This is a genomic window from Sulfurimonas sp. HSL-1716 (genome assembly GCF_039645975.1).
Taxonomy (GTDB): Bacteria; Campylobacterota; Campylobacteria; order Campylobacterales; family Sulfurimonadaceae; genus Hydrocurvibacter; species Hydrocurvibacter sulfurireducens.
Genome location: NZ_CP147918.1, coordinates 2,065,994 through 2,090,399 on the forward strand (window position 1 = coordinate 2,065,994; position 24,406 = coordinate 2,090,399).

At 42.6% G+C, this 24,406-nt stretch carries 28 protein-coding genes; 9 read left to right on the forward strand and 19 right to left on the reverse strand.

The window, feature by feature from the left end:
* Window positions 1-58 precede the first annotated feature (58 nt).
* From WCY03_RS10545 to WCY03_RS10555, 3 genes are read right to left on the reverse strand one after another with little or no spacing between them, the layout of a single operon-like run.
* Window positions 59-1,270, reverse strand: a complete 1,212-nt coding sequence (locus WCY03_RS10545) for a molybdopterin molybdotransferase MoeA (RefSeq protein WP_345992769.1) — start codon at window positions 1,268-1,270, stop codon at window positions 59-61.
* The gene (locus WCY03_RS10550) at window positions 1,267-1,713 is read right to left on the reverse strand and encodes a molybdenum cofactor biosynthesis protein MoaE (RefSeq protein ID WP_345992771.1); all 447 of its coding nucleotides are present in this window, start codon (window positions 1,711-1,713) and stop codon (window positions 1,267-1,269) included. The genes WCY03_RS10545 and WCY03_RS10550 overlap by 4 nt, the downstream gene beginning before the upstream one ends.
* Before the next feature lie 2 nt (window positions 1,714-1,715).
* Window positions 1,716-1,937 (reverse strand): MoaD/ThiS family protein, encoded by a 222-nt coding sequence (locus WCY03_RS10555; RefSeq protein WP_345992773.1) that lies wholly within the window; start codon window positions 1,935-1,937, stop codon window positions 1,716-1,718.
* An 89-nt stretch (window positions 1,938-2,026) separates the two neighbouring features.
* Between WCY03_RS10555 and WCY03_RS10560 the strand changes: the two genes are divergently transcribed.
* Window positions 2,027-2,668: an MqnA/MqnD/SBP family protein gene (locus tag WCY03_RS10560; protein WP_345992775.1), complete on the forward strand. Its 642-nt coding sequence runs from the start codon at window positions 2,027-2,029 to the stop codon at window positions 2,666-2,668.
* Between the two features lie 329 nt (window positions 2,669-2,997).
* A complete protein-coding gene (locus WCY03_RS10565) occupies window positions 2,998-4,281 on the forward strand; it encodes a malic enzyme-like NAD(P)-binding protein (protein WP_345992776.1) in 1,284 nt (427 codons plus the stop codon).
* Window positions 4,282-4,321: 40 nt separating this feature from the next.
* On the opposite strand, the gene WCY03_RS10570 is transcribed toward WCY03_RS10565, so the two are convergent.
* The 4 genes from WCY03_RS10570 to recA all read right to left on the reverse strand — a co-directional run bounded on the left by WCY03_RS10570 (window position 4,322) and on the right by recA (window position 7,632).
* Complete coding sequence (locus WCY03_RS10570) at window positions 4,322-4,930, reverse strand: AMIN domain-containing protein (RefSeq protein WP_345992778.1); 609 nt, start codon at window positions 4,928-4,930, stop codon at window positions 4,322-4,324.
* A gap of 66 nt (window positions 4,931-4,996) precedes the next feature.
* Window positions 4,997-5,275 (reverse strand): hypothetical protein, encoded by a 279-nt coding sequence (locus WCY03_RS10575; RefSeq protein ID WP_345992780.1) that lies wholly within the window; start codon window positions 5,273-5,275, stop codon window positions 4,997-4,999.
* 48 nt (window positions 5,276-5,323) lie between these two features.
* The gene (gene eno / locus WCY03_RS10580) at window positions 5,324-6,592 is read right to left on the reverse strand and encodes a phosphopyruvate hydratase (RefSeq protein WP_345992782.1); all 1,269 of its coding nucleotides are present in this window, start codon (window positions 6,590-6,592) and stop codon (window positions 5,324-5,326) included.
* The gene (gene recA / locus WCY03_RS10585; protein WP_345992783.1) at window positions 6,589-7,632 is read right to left on the reverse strand and encodes a recombinase RecA; all 1,044 of its coding nucleotides are present in this window, start codon (window positions 7,630-7,632) and stop codon (window positions 6,589-6,591) included. Before recA ends, eno begins: the two co-directional genes overlap by 4 nt.
* Window positions 7,633-7,823: 191 nt before the next feature.
* On the opposite strand from recA, the gene WCY03_RS10590 reads away from it, so the two are divergent.
* The 3 genes from WCY03_RS10590 to WCY03_RS10600 are packed head-to-tail and all read left to right on the forward strand — an operon-like array spanning window position 7,824 to window position 9,742.
* Window positions 7,824-8,687, forward strand: coding sequence for an MqnA/MqnD/SBP family protein (locus WCY03_RS10590; RefSeq protein ID WP_345992785.1), 864 nt, complete (start codon window positions 7,824-7,826; stop codon window positions 8,685-8,687).
* Window positions 8,687-8,953 carry a flagellar biosynthesis protein FliQ gene (fliQ, locus tag WCY03_RS10595; RefSeq protein ID WP_345992787.1) on the forward strand — a complete coding sequence of 89 codons (267 nt, stop codon included), beginning with the start codon at window positions 8,687-8,689 and terminating at the stop codon, window positions 8,951-8,953. The genes WCY03_RS10590 and fliQ overlap by 1 nt, the downstream gene beginning before the upstream one ends.
* The gene (locus tag WCY03_RS10600; RefSeq protein WP_345992789.1) at window positions 8,954-9,742 is read left to right on the forward strand and encodes a UDP-N-acetylmuramate dehydrogenase; all 789 of its coding nucleotides are present in this window, start codon (window positions 8,954-8,956) and stop codon (window positions 9,740-9,742) included.
* 3 nt (window positions 9,743-9,745) lie between these two features.
* Here WCY03_RS10600 and WCY03_RS10605 read toward each other — a convergent pair whose 3' ends face one another.
* The 11 genes from WCY03_RS10605 to WCY03_RS10655 form a co-directional block, all read right to left on the reverse strand.
* Window positions 9,746-10,411, reverse strand: coding sequence for a polysaccharide deacetylase family protein (locus WCY03_RS10605; RefSeq protein ID WP_345992790.1), 666 nt, complete (start codon window positions 10,409-10,411; stop codon window positions 9,746-9,748).
* Between the two features lie 44 nt (window positions 10,412-10,455).
* Entirely contained in the window at window positions 10,456-11,202 is a 747-nt protein-coding gene (locus tag WCY03_RS10610; RefSeq protein WP_345992792.1) for a TIGR04219 family outer membrane beta-barrel protein, read from the reverse strand.
* A 123-nt stretch (window positions 11,203-11,325) separates the two neighbouring features.
* Window positions 11,326-11,829, reverse strand: a complete 504-nt coding sequence (tpx, locus tag WCY03_RS10615; RefSeq protein ID WP_345992794.1) for a thiol peroxidase — start codon at window positions 11,827-11,829, stop codon at window positions 11,326-11,328.
* Window positions 11,830-12,046: 217 nt separating this feature from the next.
* A complete protein-coding gene (gene tsaD, locus WCY03_RS10620; RefSeq protein ID WP_345992796.1) occupies window positions 12,047-13,024 on the reverse strand; it encodes a tRNA (adenosine(37)-N6)-threonylcarbamoyltransferase complex transferase subunit TsaD in 978 nt (325 codons plus the stop codon).
* A complete protein-coding gene (locus WCY03_RS10625) occupies window positions 13,021-14,031 on the reverse strand; it encodes a DNA adenine methylase (RefSeq protein WP_345992797.1) in 1,011 nt (336 codons plus the stop codon). Before WCY03_RS10625 ends, tsaD begins: the two co-directional genes overlap by 4 nt.
* Window positions 14,032-14,088: 57 nt before the next feature.
* A complete protein-coding gene (locus WCY03_RS10630; RefSeq protein ID WP_345992799.1) occupies window positions 14,089-14,628 on the reverse strand; it encodes an alpha/beta hydrolase in 540 nt (179 codons plus the stop codon).
* Window positions 14,625-15,638 (reverse strand): HAMP domain-containing sensor histidine kinase, encoded by a 1,014-nt coding sequence (locus WCY03_RS10635; RefSeq protein ID WP_345992800.1) that lies wholly within the window; start codon window positions 15,636-15,638, stop codon window positions 14,625-14,627. The genes WCY03_RS10630 and WCY03_RS10635 overlap by 4 nt, the downstream gene beginning before the upstream one ends.
* A gap of 1 nt (window position 15,639) precedes the next feature.
* Window positions 15,640-16,704 carry a 1-deoxy-D-xylulose-5-phosphate reductoisomerase gene (gene dxr / locus WCY03_RS10640; protein WP_345992801.1) on the reverse strand — a complete coding sequence of 355 codons (1,065 nt, stop codon included), beginning with the start codon at window positions 16,702-16,704 and terminating at the stop codon, window positions 15,640-15,642.
* Between the two features lie 3 nt (window positions 16,705-16,707).
* The gene (locus tag WCY03_RS10645) at window positions 16,708-17,463 is read right to left on the reverse strand and encodes a phosphatidate cytidylyltransferase (RefSeq protein WP_345994088.1); all 756 of its coding nucleotides are present in this window, start codon (window positions 17,461-17,463) and stop codon (window positions 16,708-16,710) included.
* Between the two features lie 49 nt (window positions 17,464-17,512).
* The gene (locus WCY03_RS10650) at window positions 17,513-17,824 is read right to left on the reverse strand and encodes a hypothetical protein (protein WP_345992802.1); all 312 of its coding nucleotides are present in this window, start codon (window positions 17,822-17,824) and stop codon (window positions 17,513-17,515) included.
* Window positions 17,825-17,833: 9 nt separating this feature from the next.
* A complete protein-coding gene (locus tag WCY03_RS10655; protein WP_345992803.1) occupies window positions 17,834-19,168 on the reverse strand; it encodes an NFACT family protein in 1,335 nt (444 codons plus the stop codon).
* A gap of 61 nt (window positions 19,169-19,229) precedes the next feature.
* Here WCY03_RS10655 and WCY03_RS10660 point away from each other — a divergent pair, with 61 nt between their 5' ends.
* The 4 genes from WCY03_RS10660 to WCY03_RS10675 are packed head-to-tail and all read left to right on the forward strand — an operon-like array spanning window position 19,230 to window position 23,063.
* The gene (locus WCY03_RS10660; RefSeq protein ID WP_345992804.1) at window positions 19,230-19,550 is read left to right on the forward strand and encodes a hypothetical protein; all 321 of its coding nucleotides are present in this window, start codon (window positions 19,230-19,232) and stop codon (window positions 19,548-19,550) included.
* Window positions 19,551-19,597: 47 nt separating this feature from the next.
* Window positions 19,598-21,517 (forward strand): TonB-dependent receptor, encoded by a 1,920-nt coding sequence (locus WCY03_RS10665; RefSeq protein WP_345992805.1) that lies wholly within the window; start codon window positions 19,598-19,600, stop codon window positions 21,515-21,517.
* Between the two features lie 9 nt (window positions 21,518-21,526).
* Window positions 21,527-22,345, forward strand: a complete 819-nt coding sequence (locus tag WCY03_RS10670; protein ID WP_345992806.1) for a helical backbone metal receptor — start codon at window positions 21,527-21,529, stop codon at window positions 22,343-22,345.
* Window positions 22,338-23,063 carry an ABC transporter ATP-binding protein gene (locus tag WCY03_RS10675; protein WP_345992807.1) on the forward strand — a complete coding sequence of 242 codons (726 nt, stop codon included), beginning with the start codon at window positions 22,338-22,340 and terminating at the stop codon, window positions 23,061-23,063. Before WCY03_RS10670 ends, WCY03_RS10675 begins: the two co-directional genes overlap by 8 nt.
* A gap of 8 nt (window positions 23,064-23,071) precedes the next feature.
* On the opposite strand, the gene WCY03_RS10680 is transcribed toward WCY03_RS10675, so the two are convergent.
* Window positions 23,072-24,400, reverse strand: a complete 1,329-nt coding sequence (locus tag WCY03_RS10680) for a hypothetical protein (protein ID WP_345992808.1) — start codon at window positions 24,398-24,400, stop codon at window positions 23,072-23,074.
* Between the last annotated feature and the right edge of the window lie 6 nt (window positions 24,401-24,406).

The following is a 24,406-nucleotide window of genomic DNA, read 5'->3' on the forward strand; positions in this document are numbered from 1 at the left end:
GAAGTCAGAAAAAAAGCTTACACATAAGGTGAACTTTTTAAGAGAGACAGACAGAACTTTACAGTCTGTCTAAAAGTATTACATGGACGAGCATTCCCTCTTCCAGATCACCGTCCTCTTCGCCTGTTATCATAAGCGCTGAGTTGCATAGCAGGTTTGTAAGTATCGCCGACGTTCCCGATTTTTTATCTTTAAAATCGACCATGTAAGCTCCGTCTTCGATAGTCAGGTTGCAAGCCGTGAACTCCGTTTTTTTCGATTTTTTATAAAACGGCTCTTTTAATTTTGCTTCCACAACCGGCAGTTCGGGTTCCATCCCTAAAAAACGGTATATCAAAGGAACTGCATAGAGTAAAGCGGTAACTGTGGATGAATAGGCAAAACCGGGCAGCGCGGCTATGAACTTGTTGTCGCGCTGTGCGAGCAAGATATGCTGACCCGGTTTGATGTTTACCCCTTTGTAAACGACTTCGGCACCAAGGCGCGGAACAATGTCTTTTACAAAATCGTAATCACCCACACTCACACCGCCTGTGGATATAACGATATCCGCGCAGCCAAGCGCATTCTCAAAACTCTCCATAATGGAAGCTTTGTCATCTTTTACCACGCCGAGCTGGATAACTTCGGCACCTGCAAGCTTTGCCATCGCTTCGATGGTATAGTTGTTTGAGCTTCTGATCTGCGTGGATGTCGCGGCATCTTCGCCCAGGTCAAGAATTTCGCTTCCGGTCGATATAACAGCCACACGCGGTTTTAAGGCAACTTTCACCGTGACTTTGTTCAACCCCGCCATAACGCCGATCTCTGTAAAAGAGATCTTTGTGCCCTTTTTGATGAGAATATCGCCGGCATGATAACTCTCGCCTACGGGGCGGACGCTTGATCCGATCTGCACATACTCGTCTATGACGATCTCATCGCCTTCGACCGTAACGTTTTCGATCTGAATGAGAGTATCTGCACCTTCGGGTATCTTCGAGCCCGTAAAGGTTTTTATGCAGTGTCCGCTCGTGATCACTCTTCTCTCTTCGCTTCCGGCAGGATTATCGCCTAAGATCTTAATACGCCCCAGCTCCTGATCCTGCCCTATTATCGCATACCCATCCATCGATGCCGTAGGAAACTCCGGAGAGGCGCTTCGTGCTACGATATCTTCCGCTAAAATACGCCCGAGCGCATCGCTGAGAAAAAGATTCTCAAAACGCAAAGCGCCTACATCTAAAAGATGCAGCATGTTTTGGGATGCTTCGTATGAAATAAAGCTCATTTTTCCGCTCCCAGAAGCCCGCTGCCTTTAATACGCGTCGATCTGTCTTTTGCATAGATCCTCTCGCCTGCTATGATATCGTATTTCCATATAGGCGCACTCGCTTTAAAATCTTCCACGAACTCCACTATAAGCTCTAGTGCGACACGTCTTTTTGGAGAGAAGACTGCTGCGATGTATGAGGACGTATGAACGGGAACGTCGCCTATGGAGTGAGCCATCACGACTTTTGCACCTCTTTGTTTTGCTTTTTGTTCCCATGCTTTAAACCAGTTCTCAAGAATAGGTTCATAGATATCAAAGCTCAACGCTTCGATAGAGTCTTCGGCTCTTACCGTTCCTATAAAAGGGATATACGCGCCGTAGTTGCTAAGCGCCTCGCTCTCATACCATCTTTTTAAGATCTCAGGGACATCCAACGGACCGCTGTAGAGTTCTAACATGCTCATCCGCCGCAAACCGGAGGCAAAAGTGAAATTTTATCTCCGTCGTTAAGTTTTATATCAAGAGATGAAACAAGCGTATCGTTCAGGGCGACGGCGCTTGTCTGCAACCACTCTTTCAATTCGTCGTCCTGGTTTAAAATATCGGCGACCTCTCTTAAGGTAAGCGCTTCCAGATCAAGAGGCTCTTTTTGTATGGGACCTAAAAATTCGATATGTACCATATCTCTTCCTTTGCATTTTGTTAAAGCGATTATATCAAAAAATGTAGCTATAATTCGCTTACATAAATAAACATCGGGAAATTCTTAGCTTGGTTTTTGGAAAAATAGAATATCTTAATCTTTTACCTTTTCACGTATTTATAAAGCGCTTCAACAGGTCCAGCAGAGAAAACATGACAATGGAATACAAAAAAAACGTTCCTGCAAAAATAAACGTGCTTTTTGAACGAAGAAGAGTAGACGCCGCATTTATATCCAGCATAAAAGCAAAAAAATACAAATATGCAAAACTCGGCATCATCGCCAAAAAAGAGGTGCTGAGCGTACTTGTGATCCCTCAAGACGAATATAAGAAAGATACGGCATCGGCAACCTCAAATCTTCTGGCAAATATCCTGGGTATCAAAGGAGAGGTTCTTATCGGAGACAGAGCGTTAGAATATTATCTCAGCGGAGGACCTCATATAGATCTGGCAAAAACATGGAATGATAAACATCATCTTCCGTTCGTTTTTGCGCTCCTGTCATACCGCAATCACGGCAGCAGGATAAAAAAAATAGAAAAACACTTCTCAAAAGCAAAAGTAAGAATTCCGGGATATATACTGCAAAAGGCCTCAAAAAAAACCGGCATCTCCCAAAAAGATATCTTAAGTTATCTCAAAAAGATATCTTATAACCTCGATAAAAAAGCCTCTCTCGGACTAAAAAAATTCTATACACTGTCATAATCGTAAATTTCAATACACCGTTTCTATTAGTTTCATAATCTATGATAAATAGCTCTGTTTTATTTTTTATTTTTCTTCTTCTATATATTAGAGAGCAAAAAAAGCTACTAAACTATCCGCATTTTCCGGTATAAATTTTTTTTTAATTTTCATGAAGATTCTGTGAACGACGCACAGTGTTTCTTTTTGTAAACATTTAACAATATCATGCAGTTTTATGTCACTTATCGTAACTTTTTTCTGCTTCTTGACCTTATGTATTTATATTTATCAAATTTCTAACTGTGTAATAGATAAAATAACTCTACTTTATAATACAGGAAAAACAAATGGCTTCTTTCGAACAAGAATCTCTAAACTACCATAAAGCTCGTAACGAGTTTGAAGGTAACGGAAAAATCGGTACACTAATCACAAAGCCTTGCGATACGGTAGCTGAGCTTGCAATGGCATACAGCCCGGGTGTCGCTTACCCTTGTCTTGAAATAGAAAAAGACATCAGTACTGCGTATGATTATACTAACAAAGGTAATCTGGTTGCAGTTATTTCAGACGGTACTGCCGTTCTTGGTCTTGGCGATATCGGCCATTTATCGGGAAAACCGGTTATGGAAGGTAAATGTGTTCTTTTTAAAGCATTTGCTCACGTTGATGCAGTCGATATCGAGATTAACACAAAAGATACAGAAGAGATCATCAAGACAGTAGCTGCTATCGCCGATACTTTCGGCGGGATCAATCTTGAAGACATCGCTGCACCAAAATGCTTTGAGATCGAAGAAAGACTTAAAGAGATCTGTAACGTACCTGTTTTCCATGACGATCAGCATGGAACGGCAGTTATCACTACAGCGGGACTTATTAACGTTCTTGAGATGAGCGGTAAAAAAGCCGAAGAGCTGAAAGTCGTTGTTATCGGTGCGGGAGAAAGCGGTATCGCTTGTGCGAATATGTATAAAGCGCTTGGTGTTAAAAACATCACTATGCTTGACTCCAAAGGCGTTATCCACACAGGAAGAACTGACCTTAACAAACAAAAAGCGGCTTATGCGATCGATACAGAAGACCGTACGCCTGCTGATGCGGCAAGAAATGCCGATATGATTCTGGGTCTTTCCGGTCCGGAACAGATCACACAGGATATGGTTCGTTCTATGGCTGACAATCCGATTATTTTCGCTTGTGCAAACCCGATCCCGGAGATCATGCCTGATCTTGCAAAAGAGGTAAGAGACGACCTTATCATGGGAACTGGAAGAAGCGATTTTGCAAATCAAGTGAACAATGTTCTTGGTTTCCCTTTTATATTCCGCGGAGCGCTTGACGTAAGAGCGACTAAGATCACCGAAAATATGAAAATGGCAGCATCTAAAGCACTTGCAGAACTTGCAAAAGAAGATGTTCCTGACTATGTTAAAAAAGCACACAAAAGAGATGATATGAGTTTCGGCCCTGATTATATCATTCCGTCTCCATTTGATAAAAGACTTCTTGTGTTCGTCTCATCAGCGGTAGCACAGGCTGCAGTCGATGACGGTGTTGCAGGAGTGACAGATTTTAATGTCGAAGATTATAAGGCACACCTGCAAAGAATGGCAGATAACGCTAAATAGTACTCTATGTCTTAAGAGCATAAAGCTCTTGAGGCGAATCCTACTTTAAAAAAAGCAAATAACCTTTTTTCTCTCGTTTTAGAGTATATTCATACTGTCCGTCAAGCTCTATAACCACTCTGTAATAGCCGTCATGATTACCGATCTTGATCGTTTTATACACAGAATTTTTTACATTTTCCTGATATGATCTAAAGTCACAAACTCTTTTAAAATCGATAACTATCCTATAGGGATCAATAAGCATAAAATTACGTATTTTTTTGTCTTTTGTGATTATCTTTAATCTTTTGTTCTTTACTGAAAAAGAGATAAACTTATAATCCGCGACTTTTTCATACTTTTCCTCTTTTTTCATAGGAATATTTTCTTGGACTGCCGTATCGTTCGTGTATGACTGTGAGATAAAAATCGGAAGATGCCAGTCAATAGAATTATCTAAAGATATCGATTTTTTTTCGATGGAACCGTCAAGATTAACATACTCTACAGAAACTTCTCTTATCACTCTGGCGCTTGAAGGCAGAGTCAGAGTCGCTCTTTTGAGCGGTTCATATTTTTGCACTTTGTTTGTCGATATGGAAAGGTCTTGAGAGTCTTTTGAAGGAAAAAACGGGTTTTCTCTGGCATTTAGGGATACGATAAACATTATGAATAAAATAATACTTTTAAACACTGCCACCCTTTTTTTTATTATGAAAGTTATTATAGCAAATTATTGTGCGGTAATCTCTTTTAATTCAAAATACTCTCTTTGCTTCTGTGCATTTTCTTTTTTTAGCGTATGTATCTCATCTTTGAGATAGTCATGATAATCATCGAGTTTCATCAAAACCTGTAAAGAGTTTGTGCCGTACAAAAGACTGCCTATATAAACTCCCGAAAAAAGGACGATAAAAAGTGCAGCCAGAAATTTACCTACGGAGAGACCAAGATATTTCTCGGTAATCGATTGTGAACTATCTATTTCATCATACATTTCATCATGATTCATAGTCTCGCCTTCATAAAAATAATCGACAGGAAAGAACTTCCCGTCAAATCAATTAAAAAGCAGTGAACCTAGATATTCACCGTATACAATCTCGTTTTCTATCTCTAGCAGACGATTGTATTTTGCCGTTCTCTCGCCGCGGGCAGTCGAACCTGTTTTGATCTCGCCGCAGTTAAGTGCGACCGCAAAATCGGCGATAAACGCATCTTCGCTCTCTCCGGAACGGTGAGACATAACGCATTTATAACCGTTTCTTTGTGCCAAACGAACCGTCAGCATGGTTTCGCTTACCGAACCGATCTGATTTGGTTTGATAAGAATAGCGTTTGCTATCTCTTTTTGTATACCTTCGTTTAATATAGCCGCATTGGTAACAAAAAGATCGTCACCGACTAACTGAACCTTTTCTCCAAGCTTTTCAGTCAGTACTTTCCATCCTGCCCAATCGTCTTCGCTTAAGCCGTCTTCGATGGAAACGATAGGATATTTTGCACACAAATCTTCATAATAAGCTACAAGCTCTTCTGAGGTCACGGTTCTGTTTTCAGACTCCAAGCGGTACCCGCCTTCCGTTACCAGTTCGGATGCAGCGACATCCAGCGCGATCGCGATATCTTTACCGGCTTCATACCCCGCCTTTTTGATCGCTTCCATTATGACCTGTATAGGCTCTTCGTTCGAACTGAGATCAGGAGCAAAACCGCCTTCGTCGCCGAGTGCCGTATTGTGATTTTTTGATTTTAAAATAGATTTTAGGTTGTGGTACACCTCAGCCGAAGCTTTCAGTGCATCCGCAAAGTCTTCAAAGCCGATCGGCATGATCATATATTCTTGAAAATCGACAGAGTTGTCTGCATGGCTTCCGCCGTTAATGATGTTTAACATCGGCGTAGGCATAACCATGGCATTTGCACCGCCAAGATAACGATAAAGAGGCATCTTCAGACTTTTTGCCGCTGCGCGTGCAACCGCCATAGAGACTCCAAGAACTGCATTCGCTCCTAAATGCCCGTAGTTATCCGTACCGTCAAGCTCTTTCATGATCGCATCGACCATCGCCTGATTGAACGGACTCATACCTATTAAAGCGTCGGCGATATGGGTATTTACATTTTCGACGGCTTTTAAAACACCTTTTCCCATATAACGTTCATCGCCGTCACGAAGTTCCAATGCTTCTCTCTTACCCGTGCTTGCTCCCGAAGGAACTATAGCGCTAGTAGTCGTGCCGTCACTTAACTCTACAGTGGCTTTTACAGTCGGATTTCCGCGTGAATCCATAACCTCTATGGCACTAACATTATCTATAAAAATCATATATCTAAATCTCCTTCATCTATGTCTGATACATCCATGGTCATAAGAGAGCTCATACCCATGGCATTTTTTATTTTATCTTCTATTTCACGAGCCAGTTCCGGCTCGTCTTTAAATTTTTGTTTCACATTTTCACGGCCCTGTCCGAGTTTTACATCCTCATACGAGAACCAGGCTCCGCTTTTATCGATAATGTCTAATTTAACACCGTAATCGACCAGTTCACCCTCTTTTGAGATCCCCTCTCCGAACATAATATCAAATTCTGCCTGACGGAACGGCGGTGCGACTTTGTTTTTTATAACTTTTGCTTTCACACGGTTACCGATCTGGCTTTCACCCTGTTTAAGCGAGGCAATACGTCTGACGTCGATACGCACCGATGCATAGAACTTGAGCGCGTTTCCGCCCGTGGTAGTTTCCGGCGAACCGTATCCCATCATACCGATCTTCATACGAATCTGGTTGATAAATATGACCGTACAGTTCATCTTATGAAGCACACCCGTAAGTTTACGGAGCGCTTTTGACATCAGACGCGCCTGAACACCGACGTTTTGATCGGACATCTCGCCTTCGATTTCAGACTTAGGAGTAAGTGCTGCGACCGAATCGATGACGATAAGATCGACCGCTCCGCTGCGCGCAACCGTTTCGACGATATCAAGAGCCTGTTCGCCGTAATCGGGCTGTGATACAAGCAGATTATCGATATCCACACCAAGATTTTTTGCGTAAACCACATCAAGGGCATGTTCAGCGTCGATGAACGCACACACGCCGCCGCCTTTTTGACACTCTGCCGTTATCTGAAGCGCCAATGTCGTCTTACCGGAACTCTCCGGTCCGTAAACCTCGATTATACGGCCTTGCGGAACTCCGCCTATACCAAGAGCAAGATCAAGCCCCAAAGAACCGGTGCTGATAGCTTTTATCGGCTCGATCTCTTTGTCGCCGAGTCTCATCAGCGTACCTTTTCCAAAGGTCTTATCTATCTGTTTTAATGCTAAGTCTAATGATTTTTGTTTGTTTGCATCCATTCTTTGCTCACTTTAATGGGACGTGCCCGAAAATTTATTAGACTAATCATATTTCAATATGAAATATATTTTTAAAAATATTGCATTATGTCATATTTTATCTTATATGTATGCATTACCTATAAAATAATGTGTAATTTTAGCGTTATTTGGTTAAAATTAAATTTATTTATAACGTAATGGATTTAACTTTGAAAAAAATGCTAATCGCTCACTCCCCCGATGCGGACGATATCTTTATGTACTATGCGATAAAGTTTGGCTGGGTCGGTATGAAAGATGTCAGCTTTGATAACATCGCTCTCGATATAGAAACACTCAATGAAGCCACTTTAAAAGGCAAATACGACATAGCGGCCATCAGTTTCGCGCTCTATCCGCATGTAAGAGAGGAGTATGCGCCGCTTCGTACCGCCGTCAGTTTCGGCGAAGGATACGGCCCTAAACTCATCAAGCCCAAAGGTGCGAAACTCAAAAAAAACTTCAAGGTTGCATTAAGCGGAAAGTATACGACGAACGCTATGCTTTTTCGCATAGCTTATCCCCATGCACGCATTACCTATATGAACTTTTTGGATATCGAAGAAGCCGTAAAGAGCGGCAAAGTGGATGCGGGAGTACTCATACATGAAAGCATCCTCACCTATGCGGATGAACTTGAAGTTGAACGCGAAATATGGGATGTCTGGCAAGAACTCAGTGGCGGAGGTCTGCCGCTTCCGCTTGGCGGAATGGCGATCCGTCGTTCTTTACCGCTCAATAAAGCGATAGAGTACGAGAAAACATTGACAAAAGCGGTCGATGTTGCAAGAGGACATAAAGACAGGCTCTCGAAGATGCTGATCGAACGCGATCTGGTGCGTGTCGATGCTCCTACACTCGATAAGTACCTTGAACTCTATGCCAACGATGATTCTATCAGTCTGAGCGAATTGCAATATAAAGCGATCGACAAACTCTATGAACTTGGCTTTCGGCACGGTTTTTATGATACACTTGTGAAAATAGAGGATTACCTGATCCCTACACAATATGAAAGTTTGAGAAACTCTTAATGGATTCACAACTCATCGCTCTTGGAGTCCAGACATTCAAGATCGCTTTATTGCTTTCTTTGCCTGGGCTTTTGGTAGGAATGCTTATCGGTCTTGGAGTCAGTATATTTCAAGCCACGACACAGATCAACGAGATGACGCTTAGCTTTATTCCCAAGATCATCGGCGTTGTCGTCATAATCATTCTTACTATGCCTTGGATGATGAATGAGATAAGCGACTTTGCTACAAGTATCATAAATATGATACCTACTTTCGTTCAATAGATGATGATAAAAAAGATAAACTTCAAACAGTTCAGCTCCATAAAGATCGGGCAGGAACTCGATGTCGTGATGATAGAAGATTTCAACTATCCACAGGGGCATTATCTGCTGGGGGCTTCGAATAATGTGCTTATCGGCACCAACCCGCCTCCGCTTATGATGCTCAGCAAAAAATACGACTATATAAAAATAGAGAATGGTTCTTTAGTGATAGGCGCGGCGACGCCTAGCGGGAAAATAGTCTCTTTTTGTAAAAAGCATAATATTGCCGACTTTGAATTTGTCTCCCGCCTTCCCGGAACATTGGGCGGAATGCTTAAAATGAACGCGGGGCTCAAAGAGTTTGAGATCTTTAACAATTTGGATTCCATCATCACAAAAGAGGGCGAAATAAAAAAAAGCGAAATAGACCACGGGTACAGATATACCGACATAAAAGATGTCGTCTTCGAAGCGAAGTTTCAACTGAACAAAGGTTTCGACGAAGAAAAAATAAAACTTTTTACGGATATGCGCTCGAACCAGCCCAAAGAATCTAGCGCGGGAAGCTGTTTTAAAAATCCAAAAGGAGATTATGCCGGACGTCTGATAGAAGCTGTCGGTCTCAAAGGCAAACGCTTCGGAGATATGGAGTTCAGCTCTGTTCATGCAAACTTTTTGGTAAACCACGGCGAGGGCAGATTTGAAGATGCCATAGAGCTGATACGCCTTGTCGAGGAAAAGGTAAAAGACACCTTTAGCATAGAGCTTCAGCGCGAGATAATTATCGTTGACAAAAACTATTTGTAAATATCAAAGTACCTCATCAAGCCTGACAAAACGGTATCCTCGCCTCTTTAGGTCCCCGACTATTACGGGAAGCGTTTTTGGCGTGGTATATCCGCGTCCGTTTATGTGAAAGATCAATATGGAGCCGGGTTTTGCAGCCGTTGTGACCCATTTTATGATACGCTCGGCAGGTATGTTCTTGTCCGGATCCCCGCTGGAAAAACTCCAATGCACAATCTTATATCCTAAGCTTTCAACCGTATCAAGTGTCTTTTTATCGTAATTGCCTGCAGGAAACCGAAAGTATTTTGTTTTTCTACCGCTTGCTTTTTTTATGATATTCTGCGTTGACATTATCTCTTCTACCACCTTCTCTTTTGAAAGCGATTCCATATGGGCATAGTGATGGTAGGAATGGTTTTCTATCTCTATAAAAGGATAGCGGGATACTTCTGCCAGCTCTTTGGGGTTTCTAAGCGCGAACTTTGCACTCACGAAAAAGGTGGCAGGAATCTTGTTTGCGAGCAGATATTCTAAAATCACGGGATCGAAATATGAGGGTGTTCTTGTCTCACAGGCATCAAAGGTCAACGCCACCTCTTTTTTTCCATGCGGATCAAAAGAGGTTATAACATCGGCGTAAACCGTGCCAAGCCATAAAAATACGATAAAGAATAAAACTCTCGGCATTGTCCGCTCCCGTTTCTCTGCTCTTTATATCTTCTGTTTAACGGTTAGAATCTTAGCATCAGACCTGTATAAAACCCTGAAAAGGTTATATCTGTTTTGACATCGGCAGAGCTATAGTCAATCTTGATGTTCTCTTGTCTGTACCCTACTTCGATCGCAGGCTGTACGACAGGCATAAAATCAAAAGTATAATCAATCTTCGCTCTTACATCGGAAAACTTTGAGCTTCCGTAAGAAACATATTTTACATCGCCTTCTACTGCGATATTTGTTGAAGGTATCTCCACTCTCGCCCTTAAATACGCCATAGGGATCACTACGGATGCTTTATTTTCATAAGTCCCGATCGCTGCTTGAGTCGCACTGTACTTCGCATCTATCACTTTGGCATCCAGACCAAGGTCCAGTGTTATCCACGCTGTATTGTCTAAAATATTGTAATAAGGGATTATGTCGTACTGGGTTACATCGAGCTTACTTGTCCCGCCGGTAAAAGTATAGCTGCCCCAGGTTCCCGTCGGTGTTCCTTTTGCTTCTAACGTGGAGTATTCCAGACGAAGATTGGGAAGTACCGGAATGGGATGTTTTATGAACAACCATACATATGCCGATGTTTTTTGATCTTTTTTCAGCGTATCGCTACCGCCGACTCCCGAAGAGGGATTGTACGAGGCATCTCCTCTAGGGGTTTGCATCCAGGCACCTACACCCATCTCGACTCTTGTTATATCTGCATATGAAGCAGACGCGAGAGCTGCACCGACTGCCAACATGGATATCATTTTTTTCATAATAAAGCCTTATATTGAAATTTATACAAAGTAAGTGTATCGAAGTAAATCTTAAAAAACTCAGAGCAAGATGCTCTGAGCAATAGGGGAATTTTTTTCAGAAGAAGAAATTTGGATTGTTAATTATTTAACTGCTGCAAGAGCTGCATCGTAATTCGGCTCTTCAGTGATCTCAGGAACGATCTCTTTATAAGTAACGATACCGTTAGCATCGACAGCAAAAATAGCACGACAAGTAACACCGGCCAAAGCACCGTCAGCAATAAGTACGCCGTAAGCGTTAGCAAAGTCTTTGTTTCTAAAATCTGAAGCCACTGTCAGATTAGAGATACCTTCAGTCGAACAAAAACGTCCGGCAGCAAACGGCAGGTCCATAGATACGATAGTTACATCAACATCAGTTAGCTCAGCGGCTTTTGCGTTGAACTGACGAGTCTCAGTAGCACATACAGGAGTATCTAAAGAGGGTACGACAACGATAAGTTGTTTTTTACCTTGAGCACCGCCTACTACTTTATCGGCCAGACCATCTGAGTTAGTCACTGTGACTTGAGGTGCTTTATCACCTACTTTTACTTCATTGCCTGCTAAATTAACCGTATTACCTTTTAACATTGTAGTTGCCATATCGACTCCTTATATTTACATATTTTACACTTTAAAGAAACAAGTTCCCTCAGTTAAGTTAACACTAAATTTGCTTAAACACCATTGACTATCTTTGTCGATAGAGATTTCACACTTTTTTAAAAAGCTCTATCAAATGGCAACAGAAGTTTACTTAAATCGGATAATTTTTGTCTTAATTAACCAATATCACTTTTGCCCTAAGCTTTTATTAAGATTATAACTCGCTTCTTGAACTCACCTTTAGTTCATTTTGGAGAGTAAACATTCCCCTTTCGTACATCTCCACCGCCACTCTGCCTATCATAGCCGCATTATCCGAACAATATTTCAACTCCGAAAGCAAAAGTGCCGCACCGTACGGAGCTATCAACTTTTCTATCTGCCCGCGGAGATACATATTCGCACTTGCACCTCCAACTATAGCAAATTTTTTTGGAGGATTCGCTTTAAAATATTTTTTTAGTTTTTGAGTAAGATGGGCGACGGCTATGTGTTCAAACGAAGCCGCGATATCTTTATAATCCTCTTTCGTTCCCTCTAAGACCGCAAGTCTTACGGCATTTTTCAACCCAGAATAGCTAAAAGCGATCTTTGGAGACTGATGAAGGGGGATCGTAAAATCATATCTTTTTCTATCTCCGCCTTTTGCAAGATTTTCTATTTCCGGCCCTCCGGGATAACCCAGATCCATCATCTTTGCGACCTTATCAAAGCTCTCGCCGAAACTGTCGTCCATCGTAGATGCCACAACTTTCATATCGTCAAAGCTCTTTGCTTCGATGACCTGCGTATGTCCGCCGGACACAAGTAGTACCGTCAAAGGCAACTCCGTCTCTTTCTCTATAAAAAGAGAGTATATATGCCCTTTGAGATGGTTAACCGAGATGATAGGAATACCCAAAGCGATACTTACGGCCTTTGCCATCGTCACGCCCTCGATGAGAGTGACGGCGAGTCCGGGCGTTGTCGTGACGGCGACGGCTTTTAATTCGCTGAAGTACGGCTTGCACAGCTCAAGGATACGCGGAAGCGCTTCGGCGTGAAGACGCGAAGCGAGTTCCGGTACGACACCTCCGTAGACCGAATGTTCCAGCTCTTGAGATATCTTCTTATGAAACACAAGCCTACGTGTGGCTATCTCGGTGATCGCTACGGCGCTGTCGTCACATGAGCTTTCTATGCTTAATATCAAAATCCGTCCTTTTGCAAAATATGAAGATACTCGAAAGTAGAACCGGTTCTATGGTTTCTTTTTTCCGTTTTATCGGCTTTAAATCTTTTATACTCGGTTGTCGCCAAGTCGTATTTTCCATACTTTGACATTATCTCTTTCACGTCCTTTTCGCTCATAAGTCCTTCATTGTTATAACTCAAAAAGATATATTTGAACTTTGCATACTTTATAAGCTCTTCAAAAGTATTATGAACATATTTTTTTTTACAGTATCGGCTCTTTTTGTACTCTCTAAGACCGCTTTTACCGCGCGGTTCGAATTCGTCGTAAAGAGCAATGGTGTTGAGCAGATGGTAGTTTGCACCGTACTCTCTATGGTTATAGGGCGGGTCCAGATACAAGATATCACCCTCTATCTTTCTTATCAGTTCGTTTGCATCTTCATTATAAACTCTATGCCCCGAACCGGCCGTTTCAAAATGCGCAGATTCAAGTATCATCTCTTTTTGAGCCGTCTTTTTAAGGTGCTTAAGATACGCTCCATACATTGAAGCCGTATTGGCGACCTTATCCGCACTCTCCAAAAGCGATGCCAGCAGGAAATAGAACATGTTTTCATCTATAGTTTTATTTTCATACCACTCTTTTATCTGCAAGCGCACGGTATCTATCTTCTTGCCGTTCTTATCGCTGAAGTACTGTCTTTTTCCGCTTCCGCCCAGACAGTAGTTTTGATATATGAATCCGTCGTTTCTAAGATTCAAAGCGTTAAGTTCATCAATGTATCTCTGCTTTTCATCCATGTCCGAAGAGTTCTCTATATAGTTTTTATTTAAAACAAAGCTGTAGTTTTCAAGATCGTTGCTGATTACTTTTTTTACATCTCTCTTAAAACTTCTGCCGACTATACCCGTACCGGCAAAGATATCACAGAATATTTTCTCGATAAGCTCCCCCTCCACAACTTTTGAGATCTCCTCTTTTAAAAAAACGGACAATCTTGATTTGGAGCCTATATAGTTCATATGACATCTCTTTTTAAAACAATTTTCCAGATCGTTTCATCACAATCATACAGGTCGTCAAACTTCATCTGCGCCTTTCACCAGTTCGACTATCTCCCTCCACTCTCCATAGCCGCTGCTTGCGTTGATATGTCCGGCATTTTTCAAGGTCATGTGCGTAGCGTTTAAACTTTTTGCCAGAAGTCCGGCTTCCTCTTCATCTATATACGGATCGTCTGTCGATGTAATCAGAACAACGCTTTTTGCATAAAGTTCCTTTGGGATTCCGACAGGAAAAAAACTGCTCAACTCTTCAAGTTCGCAGGTAAGACTCGGCGGCGCGACCAGAAAAAGGTTTTTTATTTTTTGCATCTCAGCCTCATGGCACAGATGAAACCAAAGCGTGTTTGCCAAAGAGTGGCATATTACCGTATCGGGCTTGAAGTCTTGAAGTATCTCTTTAACCTGCTGCATCCAAACATCTTTTTTCGGCGCATCCTTATCTTTTAAAAGAGGGAAACAGACCGTTCCGTAATCTTTTGCAAGCTCACCCGCAAGGTAGCTCTGCCAATGCGGAAAATCGCTTCCGCCCCAGCCGTGAAGTATCAATGCTTTCATGAAGCCGTCCCTTTTATACAGTGATCCGAATAGGGTATGAAAATATAAAAATGCGTACCCTCGGCATCGGATGATTTTAAGATTATATCGCCTTCAAAAACTTTTTGCACAATCTCTTTTGACATGAACAAACCGATACCCGTACCTTTCTTTTTATGTTTTGTCGTAAAATAGGGATCGAATATCTTATGCTGGATACTCTCTTCGATACCTCCGCCGTTGTCTATGCACTCGATGATGATCCCTTCATCTTGACTTGAAAAACGCAACTCTATCTTCTTGCCCTCTTTTTTTAAAAGCTCTAAAGCATTTCTTGAGTTGTTTAAAAGATTTAAAATAACCTGCGTAACGGATGAGACCATCATGGCATGTCTGCTTTGCTCATCGATCTTTATCTCCAAAGATATCTTTTTGTTGTCGATATGTGAACAGATTATACTCTTGATCTCTTTTATCAGCTCTTCAAGCTCTCTAAGCTCCAAAGAAACTTTCTTATCAAAGAACGACATAAAGTCATCTACCGTAGATGCCAGATAATCTACGTTATCTTCCATGATGGTGAAGTATTTGTCCATCTCCTCTTTTTTCCCGCTTGACGTTCTTGCCGCAACGACTGCCAGCGATATCGTATTCAAAGGCTGTTTCCACTGATGAGAGATATTTGCCATCATCTCTCCCATTAACGCAAAACGTGCCTGTTCAAAGAGCATGATATCTTTTTTCTTATTTTTGTTTATCTCTTCTTGAAGATGCTCTTTAACGAACTTCAGGTTCTTTACCAGTTTCAAAATAAAATATGTCATAAAGGGTGTTATAAGAAGCGGCAGAATAATCGACAAAGAAAAGTAAACGTAGTTATATTCACATTTGAACAACAATACAAAGATATAGACCAGCGGAACGGAAAGGAACGTGGAGACGAATGTAGAGATCAAAATGACTACAAACCTATTACACGACGACAATTTATCGATAAGATAGTCGAAAAAATCTCTTTTGCTCTTTGGCATGTCAGACCTTACAAAATCTTCTGACTTCTTTATTTAGCATAAAGACATCATCGACGCTTTTTGGCTCATCCAAAAAGTGCTCATACGCTTTTAAAATATGCTTTGAAATATCCATAAAGCCTATCTCGCCTGCTATGAACCTTGCGATCGCAGCTTCGTTTGCCGCATTTATGACGACCCCCCGTTTAGGATTGGCTAAAAGTTCCTCTTTGATCTGCCAGATCGGATAACGCGCTTTATCTATGGCTCTAAACTCCAAAGAACCGGCTTTTACCAGGTCGACGGGTTCTAGTATCTGCGCATCGACCTTGTTCATGATCGCATAAGAGATGGGAAGCTGCATGGAAGCATTGGCTATATGTGCCGTCGTAGAGCCGTCTTTAAAGTTCACAAGCGCATGAATAAGCGATTTTGTTTCGATGATGGCATCGTATTTTCCTTCGCCGAAAAGCCATCTGGCCTCTAAAAGCTCGAACATCTTGTTAACCATCGTAGCAGAGTCGATGGTTATCTTCTGACCCATCGACCAGTTCGGATGTTTTTGGGTATCTTCGAGCGTCGCATTGGGCAGATCCCTGAGGTCCCAGTCACGAAACGCTCCACCGCTTGCGGTGATGGTCATGCTTGAAACCGCTCTGTTTTGCAGCAGATACCAGAGTCCGAAATGCTCGCTGTCGATGGGCTGTATCTTGGAAGTATCTATAAAAGCTCCCGCGGCGACCAGACTCTCTTTGTTTGCCAAAGCCACGCGTTTGCCTGTTTCTATCGCTTTAAGCGTAGGACGAAGTCCTAAAAACCCGACAAACGCGTTTACCATCAGTTCGCTTTTTGAACTCTCGATGGCTTCGAGTATCGCTTCTTCGCCAAAACGTACGTCATGATGCTTTACGCGAGCCGCATCATCCTTATCGGCGATAACGACTATTCTTGGGTTATGCACCCTTATCTGTTCGTTTAAAAGAGCGATATTTTTTCCTGCCGCCAGAATATCTACGTTAAGATTAAAACGCTCCGCAATAGCGAGCGTATTGACTCCTATGGAGCCGGTTGATCCGAGAATTATCAATTTTTATACCAGACCGCGAAGAAGAACAAGCATGACGATGGCGCCGAAAAGATAGCCGTCTATTCTATCCAGTACTCCGCCGTGACCAGGCAATATGGTCCCGCTGTCTTTGACTCCTGCCTGACGTTTTAGATAACTCTCAAAAAGATCGCCGAAAATAGACGACAGCGATACTAAAAACGAGATGATGATCGCTTTTTGCATATCCACGAACGTTATACCGATAAAAAAGCTGAGCACGGTCGCCACTACCAATCCGCCGACAACGCCTTCCATCGTTTTATTGGGGCTCGTTACGCAAAACGGCGTTTTGCCTATACTTTTTCCGACATAGTACGCCCCTACGTCCGTTCCCGCTACCGCAACGATCAGCCATAAAAGCGATACCATGCCGTACTCTTGATAAAGCGTCCAGAAGAAAAGCATCCCTGCAGTCGGATATAAAAACGGCAGAAAGTTTTTCCATGGAATATTTTGAGTGTATGCGACGGCTCCGAAGAATATAACACCGGCTATGACGAAAAGATCGTCTCCATAAGGATAAAAAAGTGCTACAAGCCATAAAAGCGCACCGTAAAAAAAGAGTGAATTGTTGTTTATTCCAAAAAGTTCGTTCGCCTCTTTGAAAGCAAGCAGGTATACCACTCCCAAAACAAGCCAAGTAAGTAAAAAACTGTCTATAAACCCTATCACTAAAACTGCGGCCAAAAGTCCAAGTCCGGTCACGACCCTCTCTTTATTAGAACCTACTTTATCCATTATCTGCATGAAAAATCCATTTCAAAATTTGATAACTAATTATATCCAATCAGACTTTAATATCTAAATGATGTATCTCCCCGTCATCATTTTCTTCCTTTTTTTTATCAAGGTTCTCTTTTTTTGGAGAGCGTTTTTGTTCTTCATCATGTTCTTGTCTTTGATGCTCGCGGTCTTCATCGACCTTATGGTTCTCTTCTGCCGGGCGGACCTCTTTGACCTCTTTTTCTTCTTGAGTGACAGCAACGCCCGCTGTAAAATTTTGCATATCGATACGGTTGTTTCTTGCCGTATGTTCACTCGACACGCTTGCTGTCTGCTGATTTACATAGATAGCATTTCCGACCGGACCTATTGCCATAGCACCCTCCTAAAGAGTGTTATCAACCTCTATTGTGTTGTATTTATAGTAAAGCACATTTGCGCCATCTTGAATCTTTACCTCTCGTCTTTGGGTATAATCGACCAAATAGCGCCCTTTTTCAAATAATGAAAAATCTACGCAGAGTCTGGCGGCTTCATAGATTATATGCTGCGGCAGCGATTGTTTATCGGTGACTATGATGACATGAGCCGAAGGTCTGTCTTTGAGGTGCAGCCAAGTGTCTTTTGCTTTTGCTTTTTGCAAAAGTTCGATGTTTCCTTTCTCGCTTTTTCCCAGCATCACTTTATAACCGTCTATAAAAAACTGTTCGATCGATTCGTTTTGTTTCGTTCTTTTTTCCTGTTTTTTTGCGGGGAACAGAAGTTCGATCCTGGAAATATCACGGGCATTTTTTACCGTTTGTATAAAATGTTTCAAAAACTCCATTTTTTCCTCTAACGAAGCGCGCTCGATATGAAGATTTCTGGCTTTTTGCTTGGCTTTTTTCGAAAGTCTGAAAAAATGTTTCGCTATATCCGAGGGAACTGCAAATAAAGTATCCAGACCTATCTGTACATCGCTTCCGTCATAATCTTTTACGTATAAAAGCTTTTGATAGGGTTTGATCAGATGCAGATTAGAGAGAATAAGATTTCCGAAATGCTCATTTTCTCGTACTTCGCGCTCCAATACGGACTCGTCTTCGAGTTCGTCGTAGAACTTTTCAAGACGCGAAAGTTTTTTCTGTAAAAATGAAAGTTTCTGTTTTTTCAGCGATTCAAGCCTTTTTTCGCTTCTTTCGCTATATACATCATACAAAAACTTTTCGATATCTTCTATCGGATATTCTCTGGCGGCAAACGGAGCTGCGGGAGGGGGCAGCAGTTTTTGTCCGACTTTTACCTCGCGAAATGAGGAGAAAAGGTCTATATGGCGCAAAGCTTCAAGAACCCTCTCCTCTTCGTCTAAAATGATGACGTTCGTGTATTTTCCCGTAAATTCGAACTGAAGGTATGTCTTTATCTCTTTGTATGCACCTTTTTGAACCGTTGCAAAGCGCAGTATCTTATCGCCTTTGACAAGAGCAACGTCTTCGATCTCACAGCGGTTGAAGCGTTTTGCAAGAACGACGTCAAAAGGCGCGTTGTAGACTTTTGAACGGGTGTAGCTCTCACACTTGAAAACGGCGGAATTCGAACGCTGCATATCGAAATAGACTTCGTCGTCTCGGTCGAACACCACTTTAATGATGGTATCGGACACTCTGTATATGGCACCTATCTTCTCGAATTTTTTAAAATATACGATAAGCTGCTTTAAATGGGAAAGTTTCATAAGCATATTTTAGCCACTTTTATGTACAATTTCGAAAAATCAATACTTGAAAAATCAAAAGAGAGTCATGAAGCTGCCAAAAGGTTTCGGTAAAAACTATTTTACCCTGCGCGCCATCACTGCAACTGTCAACCAAATAACACTCAATGCCCAATGCTCGCGCGTGCAGACTTTTCATATGAACAGCTTTTACGGGGAGGAACTTGAAGCTATAGAGGAAGAGGAGGAACTCTCCTGTACATTAGCAATACCAGAGCTCTCTTTAAAGCCCTGCCATTGTAACTGTTTTTATAAAAAACGCACCAAAAAAGCCATAAAACTCCATCCAAAACAAAAATCAAAGCCGCAGATCTTTGTCACGCTAAATACTTCCATCTCACCGCCTTAAGTGTTTTTCTTTACACATAACAAAAAAATAAACATTCAAGGAAAAAAATGAAAAACAGTATCAAAACATCACTGGTCCTGGCATCACTCATCGGTTCGCTTTACGCACAAGACACGGTGACGCTCGAACCGCTGAGGATCGACTCGACCGCCATAAAAACCGATGAGCTCAGATCGACCGATGCCGTAGAGGTCTATACTGCCGAAGACATACAAAAGGCCCATGTACAAAACGTTTATGAGTTCTTAAACCAGCAGACTTCCATAGTTACAATGCCCTCTTACGGAAACCCGTTCTCCCAGCTCATCGATCTTCACGGATACGGCACGAGTAACGGAAACCAAAACGTCGTCGTCACGGTAAACGGCAGAAGACTTAACAGCATCGACAGTCTTGCACAGCTTCTCGCGTCTATCTCCCCCTCTTCGATCGCACGCATAGAGATCATCAAATCAAGCGGGATCGTCGTCGGAGGAGACGGAGCCAATGCAGGCGTCATCAACATAACGACAAAACAGAACAATGATAAAGAGGTTGCATTTTACGGCGGGACATACGGCACAGCCGACGGTTCATTCTACTTCGGCCACAGCGATGACAGATTTTCTGTATCGGCAAGCGGCGAAACGCAAAAATCAGACGGTACGAGATATATAGACTCTAGCGGAAACAAAGACAAGAACAAGTTCTCTACGGGCACTTTCAACCTTTCATACGCTTTGACGCAAAAGCTTGAACTGCGTCTGGGAGCAAGTTTTGCAAGGACCGACGTCATCTACGCAAGCTACCTTACAAAAAATGCTTACAACTCCGACCCTACGCAAAAAAGCGCCTCTTTTTATCCCTCGACCCATCAGCTTTTTGATACGGATACTCTAAGCGCGGGAGCGGACTACTATATCGACGATGCATTTGCTTTACACATCGATGCGTCGCATGAAAAGAAAAAATCTGATTATGTGACATATGCCTCTGTTTCCTATTATGATTCCGATTCTGTAAAGACCTCTTTGGACTATATCACGAAAAAAGTCAGTCTGAGCATCGGTTATGACGGATTTTTCGGAGACAGAAAAAGTTCAAGCGACAAAACCGGAAAAAACAACAATGCGGGATTTGTAATGAGCGAGTTTTATCTGGGAAAAGCCACTTTTAAAGCCGGATACCGCTTAGAAGACGTAGCATACACCTACAAGAGCACCTCTTCAGATCTCAACAAGCATGTACTTCTGCACGGAGGAGAACTCGGATATAACTATGCCTTGGATAAAAAAAGCTCTGTATTTGCGAACTATTCACACTCCTATCAGGCACCCGATATCGACAAGTTCTTCGATTACGGAGGGACATTCAACAGTTTTATCTCTCCAATGGAAGCCAATAACTTCACTTTTGGTTATAACAATATCACAAACACCAACAAGTTTAAAATCTCTTTTTATTATATCGATCTGAAAAATGAGATCTACTACCATAAAACAGGAGCCTTTACGGGAGAGAACACGAATATAGACAAGTCGCATAAATATGGAGCGGATCTGTACGACAAACTTGTCATAAACAAACACTTCAACGTTGCGCTGAACTACAACTATGTTCAAGCACTCATCGACGACGAAAAGATGGGAAGCGACGACTATACGAACAAAAAACTTCCCGGCGTTAGCGATCACAGTCTTAAAGCGACGCTTTGCTATCTGCCAAACAGAAACACCACGCTTGCTCTGACCCAGATCTATCGGTCAGAAGCTTACGCAGCAAACGACTTCAACAACGATTTCAGTCAAAAACAGGATGCCTACATGAACACCGACCTCTCTGTGACCTATGCAAAGAAAACTTGGGAAGTTTTTGCTAAAATAAACAATCTGTTCAACCAAAAGAACGGCCTGTGGGTGCAAGACGACGCTATCTATCCCGTAAATTTCACCACCACCGCGACTGCCGGATTGAAACTAAGATTCTAAGGAAAAGATTTGAGCATAAGAACGATCTTTGGCATTTTATTTTTTATGCTCACCCTTTGGGGTGATGAGAGAATAATCTCTTTGAGCCCTTCCATCACGGAGATTGTTTACGGGCTTGGCGGCGGTAAAGAGATGGTCGCGACAAGCGAGTACTCGCTTTACCCCAAAGAAGCGAGAGAACTTCCCGTCATAGGAGGCTATGGTAATCCGAATCTTGAGAAGATCGTCTCCGCCCGGCCCACTTTGGTGATCGGTCAGGATTTTAACTCTGCCGTCTTGCAAAAACTGCAAAAATTCGGCATAAAAACCCTGATGCTGCGACTTCAGACCATAGATGAGATAAAAAGCTCCATTTCAAAAGTGGCACAAACCATCTCAAAACAAAAAAATGCCGCCAAACTCATAAAAGAGATCAACGATGCGTTAAAAGATGCCAAGAAAGCTAAAAAACCGCACTCCGTGATGATAGTTTACGGTCTCAAAGAGGATCTGCGAGGCGGCATCTATATAGCGGGGCACGATATTTTTTTCGAAGATATCATCAAAGCATGCGGAAATACAAACGCCTACACATCGAAGCTCCTCAGCCAGCCCGTGCTCAGCTATGAAAACGTCATAGCCCTCGATCCGCAGCAGATCATTATCCTGCACTCAAAAGCAACGGAGCCAAACGTCGATGTAAAACGTGCTCTTCATAACTGGTACACACTTCCTACCGAAGCTTCCAAAAACAAAAAAATATCGATAGTTGATGAAAACTATCTCCATATCCCCTCTCAAAGAGTCTCTCTTACGATAAAAAGACTTTGCAGGGAGATGAATGATTGAGATAAAGCAGCTTACATGCAGATACTCCGAAGAGGTGATCTTGCAGGAAGTAAACCTTGATATCGGCGCTCATCTCAGCATACTCGGTCCAAACGGTTCGGGCAAAAGCACTCTGGCAAAAGCACTCTGCGGCCTTATCGCGTATGAAGGGCAGATCAGGCTAAAAGGTATAGAGATCAAAGAGCTGTCATTTGAAGAGAGGGCAAAAACTATCGCCTATATACCCGCAAAACTGGATATCTACGATCACTACGTGAACGTATTTGAGTTCGTACTTCTGGGGCGCTTTAGCTACAAAAAAAGTTTTTTTGATTATACCCGAAGCGATAAAAAGATCGCCGAAAAAAACATGAGGCTCATGGGCATAGAACATCTAAAAGATCACCGTGTGAGCTCTTTGAGCTCAGGGGAGACTGCACTTGTCCTTATGGCACAGGCGCTCACGCAGGAGAGTGAGATCATTATATTCGACGAACCCAGCGCGAACCTCGACCCGCATAACGCAAAAGTGATCGCAAACCGCATCAAGGAGCTCAAAAGATCTCATCAGATCATCTTGATCACCCACGACCTGCATCTCGCTTCATACATAGACAACCCCGTACTTTTCATCAAAGATAAAAACGCCCTCTACTTTGAAAAAGATTTTTTCCAGACCGAAAATCTTAAAAGACTTTACGGTGTGGATTTTCATGCATTGGCGGTCAAATATGAATAACAGGATCTCTAGAACATAAACCATCCGATAAGATAAAGGGTGTCGTTATCCGAGGCATTACGTCCCGCGCCGTCATAATTTTTCCTTGCACCGTCAAACTTATCGTACATAGTGTATTGCAAAGAGAACTTAATTTTATTGATTGGCAGATAATCTGCTTCGATTATTTCGTAACTGCTGTCCGGCGACCCTGTACCCGTGCCGTATTTCGTGGCATCTACATTTCCCGATGTCGTGACATATCCCAGCGAAGCACCGTACTTGTGATCATAACGGTAACTTGCCCTTACCTTGGTCGTAGTAAGCGAGTCTGAACCGTTATCGGCTCCTCCTGTCGCATAACTTGCATCAAGATTAGCGCCCTCCCATATCCTGGTGGCGGTCGCGGTGACATTATGTTTGTCATAATCAAACTGATACTCCGCATCTACAGCCCAGTCGCGATACGTATCGAGTTTATCCGTACCGTCCTGTCTTATTCTTGTCGTCATCGCATAACTTCCTACCATAAGATAGTGATCGCCGAAATCATGCTGCAATGCGATGCGTCCGTAAGGTGCGTCTCCGTACACTACAGGATCGGATCCTCCGTTATTCCAGCCAAACACTCCCTGTATCCCTCCTTTTGGTATCGTCTGGTATATGCCCAGCTCCGCATAAAGCGTGTCATCCCACATCACATAAGCACTTGCGCCCGCAGCTACTTGTCCGAGCCCGCCGTCTATAAGCGTAGCTGCAGAAGGTGCCGGTGCCACAGAAGAGGATGCATACGGAAATCCCCATGCCGAAGTAGAGTTCCATAGATCCTGCACACTCGGATTATTGTTGACGCTTATCCCGTATATAAGCTCCTTGTCATGTAACATGACAGAATCGGCATAACGGATATCGGCGTTATCCATGGCCGTATACGGCGATACGGCTTTATCCTGCGGGAGAAGCGTCCCGTCATAGGTTACTTGAATGAACGCACCAACCTTTTTGTAGATCTTTCCGCCGTAAAAGAGACTGATCTGCGGGATCACAAGCTCGCCGTTTCTGTTTTGTCCGTTACCGTTTACGACCGATCCGTTACTGCTATCAGACACGTTCGTAACTTCCGCCATTATCATCGCAGCCAGAGGAAGAGGCATTTTCGTCGTTCCGCCCTCCATCGTATAACCGCGAAGTTTGAAATCCCGTCCCACTTTAGTCAGTTCCGGGAACACCGTATGACAAGCCGTACAGTCAAGTCCCGTCTGACGTGCAAAACTCGGAACTGCATACGCATTATCGACGCCTACGACCGCAAGCAACATCGCCACTATTGCAGCGTTACACACAGATATCCGTTTCATGATCGA